The organism is Pseudorhodoferax sp. Leaf274, from assembly GCF_001422445.1.
Taxonomy (GTDB): domain Bacteria; phylum Pseudomonadota; class Gammaproteobacteria; order Burkholderiales; family Burkholderiaceae_C; genus Pseudorhodoferax.
The window spans coordinates 124,682-137,129 of the sequence record NZ_LMNA01000026.1; the positions used below are offsets into that span (position 1 = coordinate 124,682).

Below are 12,448 nucleotides of genomic sequence, written 5' to 3' on the forward strand. Positions count from 1 at the left end.
CCTGGAAAAATATCTGAGGCGGGCGAGGTGTCATCGCAAGGGCTTGAGCAGATGGCCCAGGCCGTTGTGGTCGATCTCCAGCATCAGGGCCAGCAGGCGGCCCAGCTCGCCCTTCGGAAAGCCCTCGCGCGCGAACCAGGCCAGGTAGTTGCCGGGCAGGTCGGCGATCACGGTGCCCTTGTAGCGGCCGTAGGGCATGGCCAGCGTGGTCAGGCGCTGCAGGTCTTCGGGGTTCATGCGGTGGGTGTGCAGGGAGGAATGCACGCACCTTACAGGGACGCGACACAAAGACACACAGAAGATGAGGCCTTCGGCGCCGCGTGGCCCCGGGCCCGCGTGGCTATAGTTTTCGAACATCCATGTCGAACACCGCCCACACCGCGCCATTGCCCGACCCTGCCCAGCAGGCCGGGCTCAAGCCACCGGCCCCCTGGCTGCGCGATGCGCTGCAGCGCTGGCAGCCCTGGGTCATCGGGGCCACGGCGGCGGTGCTGATGCTGCTGGTGGGCTTTGCGCTGCACGGCCTGCTGCGCGAGGTGCGCTACGCCGAGATCATGAACGCCGTGCACGGCACGCCTGCGCTGCAGGTGCTGGCGGGGCTGGCCCTCACGGCCGCCAGCTACCTCGCGCTGTCGGGCTACGACGCCTCGGCGCTGGCCTATGCGCAGGCGAAGGTCGCGCGGGGCATGCTGCTGCTGACCTCTTTCGTGGCCTATGCGCTGGGCAACACCATCGGCCTCGGCACGCTGACCGGCGGCGCCGTGCGCATGCGCCTGTTCGCGGCGGCCGGCGTGGAACCGGCCAAGATCGCCCAGGTGGTGGCCTTCAACGCCAGCGCCTTCCTGCTCGGCATGTCGGTGTTCGGCGCGCTCGCACTCCTGTGGGGCGCGCCCGACGTGGCGCGGCTGCTGCACCTGCCGGCCTTGGTGCTGCGCCTGGCCGCCGTGGCGCTGCTGGCCGGCGTGGCCGTGCTGCTGTGGCTGTGCGCACGCCAGCGCGTGCTGCAGATCGCCGGCCGCTGGACGCTGCGGCTGCCGCCCTTGCCGCTGGCGCTGCGCCAGCTGGCGATCTCCGCCGTGGAACTTGGCGCCTCGGCGCTGGCGCTGTGGGTGCTGCTGCCCACCTCGGACCTGCCGCTGCCGACCTTCCTGGCGTTCTACGCGATCGCCATCAGCGCCAGCCTGCTGAGCCATGTGCCGGGCGGCATCGGCGTGTTCGAGGCCGTGATGCTGCTGGCCAGCGGCCCCTATTTGCCGACCGAGACCATGCTGGGCGCGCTGCTGCTGTACCGCGCGCTGTACTACGTGCTGCCGCTGGTGCTGGCCACGGCGCTGCTGGCCGGCTTCGAGCTGCGCACCGGCGTGGGCGCGCAGGTGGGCCGCGCGGCAGCGCCCGCCGTGCGCGCGGCCGCGCGCCTGAGCCCCCGGCTGCTGGCGGCGCTGACCCTGGTGGCCGGCCTGTGGCTGCTGGTTTCGGGCGTGACGCCGTTCACCGAAGACAGCCAGCTGCTGCTGGAGTCGCTGAACGTGCCGCTGCCGGTGGTGGAGGCCGCGCACTTCCTCGGCAGCGTGGCGGGCCTGGGCCTGCTGCTGGTCGCGCGCGGCCTGCTGCACCGGCTCGATGCCTCCTGGTGGGCGGCGCTGGCACTGTCCATCGTGGCCGGCTTGCTGGCGCTGCCCAAGGGCATCGCCTGGGGCGAGGCGGCGCTGCTGTCGGCGCTGGCGGTGCTTCTGGTGCTGTCGCGCCGCCAGTTCGACCGGCCGTCCTCGCTGTTCGCGCAGCGGCTGGAGCCGGGCTGGCTGCTGGCCGTGGGCGGCGTGCTAGCGGCCTGCGTCTGGATCCTGTTCTTCGCCTACCAGGAGGTGGCCTACAGCAACCGCCTGTGGTGGCAGTTCGAGCTCGATGCGCAGGCGCCGCGCTCGCTGCGCGCCCTGCTGGGCGTGGCGCTGTTCGCGCTGGCCGTCGGGCTGTGGCAGCTCATGCGACCGCCGGCCGGCGCGGTGGCGCCGCCCAGCCTGGAGGAGATCGAGCGCGCCGCCGCCATCGTGCGCGCCAGCCCCAGCGCGGCCGGCTGCTTCGCGCTGGTGGGCGACAAGAACCTGATGTTCTCGCCCTCGGGCAAGAGCTTCCTCATGTACGGCAAGCAGGGCCGCTCGTGGGTGGCGCTGTTCGGCCCGGTCGGCGAGCGCAAGGAATGGGCCGACCTGGTCTGGCGCTTCATCGAGCATGCCAACGCGCATGGCGGGCGGCCGGCCTTCTACCAGGTGCGCCCGTCCATGCTGCCGCTGTTCCTGGACTGCGGGCTGCAGGCCTTCAAGCTCGGCGAGTACGCGCACGTGCCGCTGCCCGAGTTCAACCTCAAGGGCGCCAAGCGCGCCAACCTGCGCTCGGGCGTGAACCGCGGCGAGCGCGAGGGCCTGGTGTTCGAGGTGGTGCCGCCGGAGGGCGTGGCACCGCTGCTGCCCGCGCTGCGCGCCGTCTCCGATGCCTGGATGCGCAAGCAGAGCGCGCGCGAGAAGAACTTCTCCGTCGGCCGCTTCGACGACGCCTACCTGCGCCGCCTGCCCGTGGCCGTGGTGCGGCGCGAGGGGGCCGTCATCGCCTTCGCCAACCTGCTGGTCACGGGCCAGAAGGAGGAGGCCAGCATCGACCTCATGCGCTACCTGCCCGACGCCCCCCCCGGCACCATGGACTACCTGTTCGCCAAGACCATGCTGCACCTGCAGGCCGAGGGCTACCAGCGCTTCGGCCTGGGCATGGCGCCCATGGCCGGCATGGCCGAACGCCGGCGCGCGCCGCGCTGGCAACGCATCGGCCGGCTGCTGTTCGAGCACGGCGAGCGCTTCTACAACTTCCGCGGCCTGCACAGCTTCAAGGACAAGTTCGAACCCGTGTGGGAGGCGCGCTACCTGGCCGCGCCGGGCGGGCTGGAGCCGGTGCTGGTGCTGGCCGATGTCGCCACGCTGATCGGCGGTGGTGTGAAGGGGGTCGTGTCCAAATGAAATCCGCGCTATCCCTCGCGCTGCTGCTCGCCGCCGGCGCAGCCAGCGCACAGAACCCGCCGCCGGTGCAGAGCATCACGCACGGCCAGTTCGAGCGCGTGCAGGTGCACTCGCCCAGCGGGCCGGTGCGCCAGTTCGCCTTGCTGCTGGTCGAGGGCGCTGCAGCGTCGCCCCAGGAACAGGCCATGCGCAGCCGGCTGCTGGCCGGTGGCGCGATGGTGGCCGAGGTCTCCATGGCCGCCTACCAGGCCAAGGTGCGTGCGCAGAAGGAGAAGTGCGGCTACGCGGGCGGTGACTTCGAGAACCTCGCGCGCCACATCCAGGCCATGCTCAAGCTGCCGGCCTACTTCGAAAGCACGGTGGTCGGCGCGGGCGACTATGCGGCCTATGCCTACGGCATGGTCGCGCAGGCGCCGGCCGGCTCGTTCGGCGCGCTGCTGACAGCCGGCTTCTGCCCGCGGCTCGTCGTGCAGCCGCCACTGTGCGCGGTCAACAAGCTCAGCTGGCGTGTGGCCGGTGCCGGACCGGCCGTGGACATGGCGCCCGTGGCCATCGGCATCCCCTGGATGGCCGCCCCGGCCCCGGCACCCGCGGCCGCCTGCGACGCCGCCGCGGCCCAGGCCTTCGTCGCCCAGGTGCCGCAGGCGCGCCAGCTCGCGAGCTTCGACGCCGCCGCGGCCGCGATCGCCGCGCAGCGGCCGGCGCTGGAGGCCGCTCCCGCCCAGCTGGCCGACCTGCCCGTGGTGGAAGTGCCCACGCAGCAGGCCGGCAAGCGTTTCGCCGTGCTGCTGTCGGGCGACGGCGGCTGGGCCGGCATCGACAAGGACATCGCGGCCGCCCTGGCGCGCCAGGGCGTGCCGGTGGCCGGCTTCGATTCGCTGCGCTACTTCTGGAGCCGGCGCACGCCCGAGGGCCTGGCGGCGGACCTCGACAGGCTGGTGCGCTACTACGCCGCGCGCTGGCAGCGCAGCGAGGTGATCCTGATCGGCTTCTCGCAGGGCGCCGACGTGCTGCCCTTCGCGCTGAACCGCCTGCCCGAACGCACGCGCGCCGCGGTGCGCCTGTCGGTGCTGCTGGCGCCGGCCGAGAAGGCCTCGTTCGAGTTCCACGTCAGCAACTGGCTGGGGCCCAGCGGCGACAAGCCGGTGCTGCCCGAGGCGCAGAAACTGCAGGCCGCGCACACGCTGTGCGTGCACGGCAGCGAGGAGAAGCGCTCGCTGTGCCCGCAGCTCGGGCCGGCGCAGGCCCAGGTGGTCACGATCAAGGGCAACCACCATTTCGATGGCGACTACGCGGGCCTGGCCGACCGCATCCTGCGCGCGGCCGGGCCCTGAACAGCCTCACCGCGCAAGCTTGCCGTCCAGAAACGCCAGCAGGCGTGCCGTCACCTCGTCGCGGCAGGTCTCGTTGAGCAGCTCGTGCCGCGCCTGGGGGTAGAGCACCACCTCCACGTCGCGCACCCCGGCGTCCCGGTAGCGCTGGCCGACCAGTTGCACGGCCGCACCGCCGGGCCCGGCGATGGGGTCGGCGTCGCCCGAGAGCAGCAGGATGGGCAGGTCCTTGCGCACGCGTGCCAGCTCCGCCGGATCGGCCGCGCGCGCCAGCGTGGCCATGCCCTGGAACGGCTCGGGCAGGAAGCCGCAGGCCGGGTCGGCGCAGTACTTGTCCACCTCGGCGTCGTCGCGGCTCAGCCACTCGTAGCCCGTGCGGTGTTCGAACCCCTGGTTCAGCGAGCTCAGGTCCATCGGCGCCTCGGCGCTCAGCATGGCCGCGATGCCGGCCGGCTCGCTCGTGCCCAGCAAAACCGCGGCCTGCACGTCGGCAGAGTGGTCGAGCAGGAACTGCTGCGTGGCGAACGAGCCCATGCTGTGCCCGATCAGGCCCAGCGCCAGGCCCGGGTGCCCGGCGCGGATGTGCTGGTTGAGTTGCCAGACATCGTCGACCCAGCCGGGCCAGCCGTCGCGCCCCCAGCGGCCGTAGGCGCCGGCCGCGCTGCGCCCGGAGCCGCGCCCGTCCGGCGCGTAGACCACATAGCCCGCGCCGGCCAGCGCCTCGCCGAAGCGGCGGTAGCGGCCGGCATGCTCGCCCAGGCCGTGCTGCAGCTGCACGGCCGCGCGCGGCGTGCCCTCGGGCGCCCAGCGCCAGGTCTGCAGCGCGATACCGTCGCGCGTGGTCACGGTGATGGTGGTTTCCTGCATGTCGTCTCCTCTGAGTTGTCGGTCCAGGTCAGTCGCTCGGCTTGAGGCCGGCGCGCTCGATCACGGGGCGCCACAGCCGCAGCTCCTTCAGCATGAAATCGGCCAGCTCCTGCGGTGTGCTGCCCACGGGGTCGAAGTAGGCGGAGGCCAGCCGGCGCCGGGTCTCCGGCTCCTTGAGCACCTCGGCAATCGCCTGGCCCATGCGCTGCACGATGGCCGCCGGCGTGCCCTTGGGCGCCATGTAGGCGAACCAGGGCACGGCCTGGATGTCGGGCAGGCCGGCTTCGCGCAGCGTGGGCAGCTCGGGCAGCAGCGCCGAGCGCTCGGCCGAGGTCACGGCCAGCGCCACCAGCTTGCCGGCCTGCACCTGCGGCATCACGGACACCGGCGGCAGGCAGGCGAAGTGCACATCGCCCTGCAGCATGGCCGTGGCGGCCTGGGCCGAGGACGCATAGGGGATGTGCACCGCGAACGACTGTGTGCGCAGCTTGACGAGTTCCACGCCCAGGTGGGCGATGGAGCCGTTGCCGGTGGACGCGAAGTTGTACTGCCCCGGGTTGCGCCGCAGCGCGGCCAGCCAGTCCTTGACCGAGGCCACGCCCATGCCCGGCGTGGCCACGCAGACGTTGGGCGTGGTCGCGGCCAGCGACACCGGCACCAGGTCGGTGAACGGGTCGTAGGGCAGGCGCTTGAACAGCACGGTGTTGTAGACCAGCGGCGCGTTGACCGAGAGCAGGAAGGTTTGGCCGTCCGGCGCCGCCTTGGCCACCAGGTCGGTGCCGGTGTTGCCGCCGGCGCCGGGCTTGTTGTCCACGACCAGCGGCTGGCCCAGCAGCGGGCCCAGCCTGTCGTTGACGATGCGCGCCAGGATGTCGGGCGAGGAGCCCGCCGCGAACGGCACGACGATGCGCACCGGGCGCTGCGGCCAGTCCTGTGCCACGGCGGCCGTGGCCAGCGCCGCGCACAGCGCCAGTGCCGCCCGGCGCATCCAGGTCCTGGGGGCGGAAGGGGTGTGCATGTTCATTCCTCGGATGCGGCCAGCGTCACGCGCTCCGTGCGCGTGCTGCCGCCGCGCCACAGCGTGAGTTCGACGCGGTCGCCGGCCTGGTGCCGTTCCAGCAGGTTCAGCACGTCGTCGGGGCTGGCCACGGCCTCGCCGTCGATGGCGGTGATCACGTCGCCCGCGTTGATGCCGCGTTCGCCGCGCGTGAAGGCGCGCAGACCCGCCTGCGCCGCCGGGCTGCCCGGCTGCACGCGCAGGATGGGCACGCCGCGCGGCAGGCCCAGCGCGCGGTTGAAGGGCTGCGCGGCATAGGCCACGCCCAGCGCGGGCCGCACGAAGCGGCCGTCGCGCACCAGCCGCGGCACGATGCGGTTGACCTCGTCCACCGGGATCGAGAAGCCGATGCCGGCGCTGGCGCCCGAGGGGCTGTAGATGGCGGTGTTGACGCCGATCAGCCGGCCCGCCGAATCGAGCAGCGGGCCACCCGAATTGCCGGGGTTGATGGCGGCGTCGGTCTGGATCGCGCCGCGGATGGTGCGCCGCGTGACCGATTCGATCTCGCGGTTCAGGGCGCTGACGATGCCCGTGGTCAGCGTCTGGTCCAGGCCGAAGGGGTTGCCGATGGCATAGACCGCCTGGCCGACCTGCAGGTCGGCGCTGGTGCCGATCGGCAGCGGGCGCAGCAGGCCGGCCGGGGCGTCGATCTTGAGCACGGCCAGGTCACGGTCGGGGAACACGCCGACCAGCCTGGCCGCGTAGTGGCTCTGGTCGGCCAGCGTCACGCGCGCGCCGCTGGCGCCCTGGATCACATGGAAGTTGGTGACGATGTGGCCCTGCACGTCCCAGACGAAGCCCGTGCCCGTGCCCTGCGGCACCTGCTGCACGTTGCGCGAGAACAGCTCGCGCTCCAGGCCGAGCGAGGTGATGTTGACCACCGAGGGCGATGCCGCCTTGAACACGGCGATGTGGTTCTGCTCGTCCGCGCCGAGCGCGCCGCGCGGCGTGACGGGGCGCGGCGCCGCCTCGGTGCGGGCGAGGACGGGCGCGGCCAGCGCCACGCACAGGAACAGAGCGGAAAGACGGCGGAACAGCGCCATGGAGACCCTCGGGCGAACGACAGCCGGGGATGGTAATGGCCCCGATGGCCCTGCCCCCCGTGCGCGAACCGGCCGTCGCCAGGGGCGCCGCCGACGCATGCGCGATCATCGCCCCATGAACCCCACGACCTACGCCCTCCTCCTCTTCGTGCACGTGGCCGCCGCCGCCTTCTGGGTGGGCGGCATGGCCACCATGCACCTGGCCGTGCGGCCGGCCGCCGCGGCCGTGCTGGAGCCGCCGTTGCGCCTGCCGTTCATGGCGCAGGCGCTGGGCCGCTTCCTGCGCGGCGTGGACATCGCGCTGGCCGCGCTGTGGATCAGCGGCCTGGCCATGTTCATGGCCGTCGGCGGCTTCCGCGGCGCGCACTGGCGCATCCACGCCATGTTCACGCTGGCGCTGGTGATGACGGTGGTCTACGGCTTCATCCGCGGCCGCGTGTTCCCGCGCATGCGCCGTGCCGTGGCCGACAAGCAGTGGCCGCAGGCCGGCGCGCAACTGGGCACGGTGCGCCAGCTGGTCGCGCTGAACCTGGCGCTGGGCACGCTCGTGTTCGCGGTGGCGCTGGTCGGCCGGGCCGCCTGAGCCGCGGCGCCAAGTCGACCACTGGTCCGCACGACAGGACCAGCAGGTTCCATTGAATCCCGGGCCGGGCATGCCTAGCATGCGCGCATTCCCCCACACCCGGAGACAAGATGCGATCCCTGCTCACCCGCCGCGGCACCCTGGCCGCGCTGCTGCTGGCCGCCACGGCCACGGCCCCGCTCACCGCCACGGCCCAGGGCCGCCCCATCACCATCGTCGTCGGCAGCCCGGCCGGCGGCACCACCGACACGCTGGCCCGCGTGATCGGCCGCATGGTGGGCGACACGCTGGGGCAGCCGGTGGTGGTCGAGAACCGCGCCGGCGCCGGCGGCAACATCGCGGCCAGCTTCGTCGCCAAGGCGCCGCCGGACGGCAACACCTTGCTGATGAGCTTCACGGGGCACACCATCAACGCCACGCTGTACAAGAACCTGGGCTTCGACCCGGTCAAGGACTTCACGCCGATCACCATGGTGGCCAAGGTGCCGAGCGTGCTGGTCGCGCGCAAGGGCCTGCCCTTCAACGACACCGCCGGGCTGATCGCCTACGCCAAGAAGAACCCTGGCAAGCTGAACTTCGCGATCGGCGCCCAGGGCTCCTCGCTGCACCTGGCCAGCGAGCAGTTCAAGATGGCCACCGGCACGGACATCGTGAACGTGCCGTACAAGGGCACGGGCCCGGCACTGGCCGACGTGCTGGCTGGCACGGTGGACCTGATGTTCGCGAGCACCGTCAACGTGCTGCCGCACCAGAAGACCGGCAGCATCCAGTTGCTGGGCGTCAGCAGCAAGGCGGCGCTGCCGCAGTTCCCGGGCGTGCCGCCGCTGGCGCAGACGGTCAAGGGCTTCGAGTCGCAGGCCTGGTTCGGCCTGTTCGGCCCGGCGAAGATGCCCAAGGACGTGACCGACAAGCTCTATGCCGCGGTCAAGAAGGCCGTGGAGTCGCCTGCCTACCAGGAGCGCATGCACACCGAGGCCGCCAGCGCCGTCGACATGACGCCCGAGGCGTTCGCGAAGTTCGTGGCGCAGGACGTGCAGGACTGGGCCCAAATCATCAAGGCCTCGGGCGCGACCGTCGAATGAACGCCGCCAGCACACCGCAGACGCTGGCGCAAAAGCTGGTGGCCCGCGCCGCCGGCCTGCCGCACGTGACGCCGGGCGAGACCGTGACCTGCAAGGTCGACCTGGCCATGATGCACGACTCGGGCGGGCCGCGCCGCGTCAAGCCCAAGCTGGACGAGCTCGGCGCCAGGGTGTGGGACCCCGCCAAGGTGGTGGTGGTGACCGACCACTACGTGCCCGCGCACGACGCCGACAGCCGCGCCATCGTGCAGATCGCGCGCGACTGGGTGCGCGAGGCCGGCGTGGCCCGCTTCCACGACATGGAGGGCATCTGCCACGTGGTCGTGCCGCAGAAGGGCTACCTGCGCCCCGGCATGTTCGCGGTGGGTGGCGACAGCCACTCGCCCACGGGCGGGGCCTTCGGCGCCTACATGTTCGGCGTCGGCGCGACCGACATGCTGGGCGTGCTCGTGACCGGCGAGATCTGGCTGCAGGTGCCGCACACCATCCGCATGGTGTGGGACGGGCGGCTCGCGCACGGCGTCTCGGCCAAGGACATGATGCTGTACCTGTGCCGGCGCTTCGGCATGGAGGGCGGCCAGTACCAGGCCGTCGAGTACGCGGGCAGCGCGGTGCAGGCCCTGCCCATGCAGGAGCGCATGACGCTGGCCAACATGACGGCCGAACTGGGCGGCCAGGCCGGCCTGGTGGCGCCCGACGAGACCACGCGGGCCTGGCTGGCGCAGGCCGGCGCCTTGGAGGTGGACACCGCCCCCTGGCACACCGACCCCGGCGCCCCCCTGCTGGCCGAACACCGCTTCGATGCCGCCGCGCTGCCGCCCCAGGTGGCCGAGCCGCACAGCCCGGCACGCGGGCACGACGTGGATGCGCTGGCCGGCACCGCGATCAACCTCGCCTACGTGGGTGCCTGCACCGGCGCCAAGCTGGAGGACCTGCGCATGGCCGCCCAGGTGCTGCGCGGCCGCCAGGTCGCGCGCGGCGTGCGGCTGCTGGTGGCACCGGCCAGCCTGCAGGACCAGCACCAGGCCCAGGCCGAAGGCACCCTGGCCGCGTTGACGGACGCCGGCGCCAAGTTGCTGCCCACGGGCTGCGGCGCCTGCGCCGGCTACGGCGAGCACACCTTCGGCGACGACACCGTGGCCATCAGCACCACGGCGCGCAACTTCAAGGGCCGCATGGGCTCGGCCCAGGCGCAGATCTACCTGGGTTCGCCCTGGACCGTGGCCGCCTCGGCCGTCGCCGGCCGCGTGGCCGATCCGCGGGAGATGCTGCAGTGAGCCACGACCTGCTTCCCGCCACCGGCCAGGCCTGGCTGTTCGGCGACGACCTCAACACCGACCTGCTGGCACCGGGCCGCTACATGAAGCTGCCGATCGCCGGGATCGCGCAGCACTGCCTGGAATCGGTGGAGCCGCGCTTCGCCGCCGAAGCGCGCGCCGGCGACATCCTGTTCGCGGGCCGCAACTTCGGCGCGGGCTCCTCGCGCGAGCAGGCGGCCGAGGTGCTGCGCCACCTGGGCATCGCCTGCGTGGTCGCGCAGTCGTTCTCGGGCATCTTCTACCGCAACGCCTTCAACCTGGGCCTGCCGCTGCTGGTCTGCGCCGAGGCCCCCACGGTCGCGGCCGGGTCGCCCGTGGCCTGCGACCTGGACAACGCCACCGTGCACGACCACCGCAGCGGCCGCCCGCTGGCCTGCGTGGCGCCGCCCGCCCACCTCATCGCCATGGTCCGCGCCGGCGGCCTGGTGCCCCATCTCGCCCAACGCCTGGCTGCCCAGCGCGCCGCCACACCCACCGCATGACCTCGCTCAAGAACCGGCTGCAGTCGCCGGACATCGTCACCGCCCCCGGCGTCTACGACGCCTTCTCCGCGCTGCTGGTGCAGCAGGCCGGCTTCGATGCCGCCTACCTGTCGGGCGCCAGCATCGCCTACACGCGCTTCGGCCGGCCCGACATCGGCCTGCTGTCGCTGGACGACGTGGCGCACGTGGCGGGCAGCATCCGCGAGCGCGTGGACCTGCACCTCGTCGTCGATGCCGACACCGGCTTCGGCAACGCGCTGAACGTGCAGCGCACGGTGCGCCTGCTCGAACGCGCCGGCGCCAGCGCCATCCAGCTCGAAGACCAGACCAGCCCCAAGCGCTGCGGCCACCTGGACGGCAAGACGCTGGTCCCCGCGGCCGAGATGGCCGGCAAGATCCGCGCGGCCGTGGACGCGCGCCGCAGCGCCGACACGCTGGTCGTGGCCCGCACCGACGCGGTGGCCGTCGAGGGCCTGGACGCCGCCCTCGACCGTGCGGACCGCTATGCCGACGCCGGCGCCGACGTGCTGTTCGTCGAAGCCCTGCGCACACCGGCCGACATGGCCACGGCCCTCGAGCGCCTGGCGCCGCGCGCGCCCATGCTGGCCAACATGGTGGAAGGCGGCAAGACGCCCATCCTGCCCGCGGCCGAGCTGCAGGCCCTGGGCTACCGCATCGCCATCTTCCCGGGTGGCACGGTGCGTGCGCTGAGCTTCGCGTTGCAGGGCTACCTGGCCAGCCTGCGCACGCACGGCACGACCGAACCCTGGTGGCCGCAGATGCTGCAGTTCGACCAGTTGAACGAGCTCATCGGCACGCCCGAGATGCTGGCGCAGGGCAAGCGGTACGGGTGAGCCGCCGGGCCGCGTACAGTGGCCCCATGACCGCCCCCGACGCACCCCTGCCGCGCTTCCACCAGGTGCGGCTGGTGCTGCGCGAACGCCTCAAGACCGGCGTCTACGAGCGCGGGCTGCCGCTGCCCGGCGAGCGCCAGCTGGCCGAGGAGTTCGGCGTGGCGCGGGTGACCATCCGTTCCGCGCTGGCCCGGCTGGAGGAGGAGGGCCTGGTCGTGCGCCTGCGCGGCAAGGGCACGCTGCCGGCCACGCAGGCCGAGCCGCCCGGGCACCTGCGGCTGCGCGGCGGCCTGCTGGACAACATCGTCAACATGGGCCTGCGCACGCGCGTGGCGGTGCTGGAGCGGCGCCTGCTGCCCGCGCCCTCGCACGCGGCCGAGGCGCTGCGCGTGCCGCCGGGCAGCCGCGTGCTCAAGGTCGTGCGCGTGCGCAAGTTCAAGGGCCAGCCCATCGCCTACACCGAGGTGTTCCTGCCGCCCGACCTGGCCGACGCGGTGGACAAGCCCACGCTGCAGGACGTGCCGATGCTGGTGGCGCTGGAGCAGCATGGCGTGCAGGTGGAATCGGCCGAGCAGACGCTGGGCGCCGCCCTGGCCGACCTGCACGTGGCGCAGGCCCTGCGCGTGCCGCCCGGCACGCCGCTGCTGCGCGTGGCGCGCGTGGCCTTCGACACGGCCGGCCGGCCGGTGCAGTTCCTGACCGGGCTGTACCACCCCACGCGCTACGAGTACCACATGCAGCTCTCGCGCGTGGGCGGCGCGACCAAGGTCTGGATCGAGAACGACCGGCCGCCCGAGGCGGCGGGGTGAGCGTGGCCGTGGCGCGCCG

The 12,448-nt window shown here is 72.8% G+C and carries 12 protein-coding genes; 8 read left to right on the forward strand and 4 right to left on the reverse strand.

The window, feature by feature from the left end; genetic code table 11:
- Positions 1-30 precede the first annotated feature (30 nt).
- Positions 31-237 carry a DUF3820 family protein gene (locus ASF44_RS21285; RefSeq protein ID WP_056662692.1) on the reverse strand — a complete coding sequence of 69 codons (207 nt, stop codon included), beginning with the start codon at positions 235-237 and terminating at the stop codon, positions 31-33.
- Positions 238-359: 122 nt separating this feature from the next.
- Here ASF44_RS21285 and mprF point away from each other — a divergent pair, with 122 nt between their 5' ends.
- Together mprF and ASF44_RS21295 are read left to right on the forward strand one after the other, a co-directional pair.
- On the forward strand, positions 360-3,002 hold the full coding sequence (gene mprF, locus ASF44_RS21290; protein ID WP_082524949.1) for a bifunctional lysylphosphatidylglycerol flippase/synthetase MprF: 2,643 nt from the start codon (positions 360-362) through the stop codon (positions 3,000-3,002).
- The gene (locus ASF44_RS21295) at positions 2,999-4,336 is read left to right on the forward strand and encodes a virulence factor family protein (protein WP_056901253.1); all 1,338 of its coding nucleotides are present in this window, start codon (positions 2,999-3,001) and stop codon (positions 4,334-4,336) included. Before mprF ends, ASF44_RS21295 begins: the two co-directional genes overlap by 4 nt.
- Positions 4,337-4,342: 6 nt before the next feature.
- On the opposite strand, the gene ASF44_RS21300 is transcribed toward ASF44_RS21295, so the two are convergent.
- From ASF44_RS21300 to ASF44_RS21310, 3 genes are read right to left on the reverse strand one after another with little or no spacing between them, the layout of a single operon-like run.
- Complete coding sequence (locus ASF44_RS21300; protein ID WP_056901254.1) at positions 4,343-5,200, reverse strand: alpha/beta hydrolase; 858 nt, start codon at positions 5,198-5,200, stop codon at positions 4,343-4,345.
- A 28-nt stretch (positions 5,201-5,228) separates the two neighbouring features.
- Entirely contained in the window at positions 5,229-6,218 is a 990-nt protein-coding gene (locus tag ASF44_RS21305; protein ID WP_235579297.1) for a tripartite tricarboxylate transporter substrate binding protein, read from the reverse strand.
- Positions 6,219-6,220: 2 nt separating this feature from the next.
- Complete coding sequence (locus tag ASF44_RS21310; protein ID WP_056901256.1) at positions 6,221-7,300, reverse strand: S1C family serine protease; 1,080 nt, start codon at positions 7,298-7,300, stop codon at positions 6,221-6,223.
- Between the two features lie 115 nt (positions 7,301-7,415).
- On the opposite strand from ASF44_RS21310, the gene ASF44_RS21315 reads away from it, so the two are divergent.
- From ASF44_RS21315 to ASF44_RS21340, 6 genes are all read left to right on the forward strand, one after another.
- Positions 7,416-7,883 carry a CopD family protein gene (locus ASF44_RS21315; RefSeq protein WP_056901257.1) on the forward strand — a complete coding sequence of 156 codons (468 nt, stop codon included), beginning with the start codon at positions 7,416-7,418 and terminating at the stop codon, positions 7,881-7,883.
- Positions 7,884-7,993: 110 nt separating this feature from the next.
- Positions 7,994-8,965, forward strand: a complete 972-nt coding sequence (locus tag ASF44_RS21320; protein WP_082524950.1) for a tripartite tricarboxylate transporter substrate binding protein — start codon at positions 7,994-7,996, stop codon at positions 8,963-8,965.
- Positions 8,962-10,242 (forward strand): 3-isopropylmalate dehydratase large subunit, encoded by a 1,281-nt coding sequence (locus ASF44_RS21325; protein WP_056901258.1) that lies wholly within the window; start codon positions 8,962-8,964, stop codon positions 10,240-10,242. The genes ASF44_RS21320 and ASF44_RS21325 overlap by 4 nt, the downstream gene beginning before the upstream one ends.
- Positions 10,239-10,766: a 3-isopropylmalate dehydratase gene (locus tag ASF44_RS21330; protein ID WP_056901259.1), complete on the forward strand. Its 528-nt coding sequence runs from the start codon at positions 10,239-10,241 to the stop codon at positions 10,764-10,766. The genes ASF44_RS21325 and ASF44_RS21330 overlap by 4 nt, the downstream gene beginning before the upstream one ends.
- Entirely contained in the window at positions 10,763-11,620 is an 858-nt protein-coding gene (locus ASF44_RS21335) for an oxaloacetate decarboxylase (protein WP_056901260.1), read from the forward strand. Before ASF44_RS21330 ends, ASF44_RS21335 begins: the two co-directional genes overlap by 4 nt.
- Before the next feature lie 26 nt (positions 11,621-11,646).
- Positions 11,647-12,429, forward strand: coding sequence for a GntR family transcriptional regulator (locus ASF44_RS21340; protein ID WP_056901261.1), 783 nt, complete (start codon positions 11,647-11,649; stop codon positions 12,427-12,429).
- Positions 12,430-12,448: the final 19 nt, after the last annotated feature.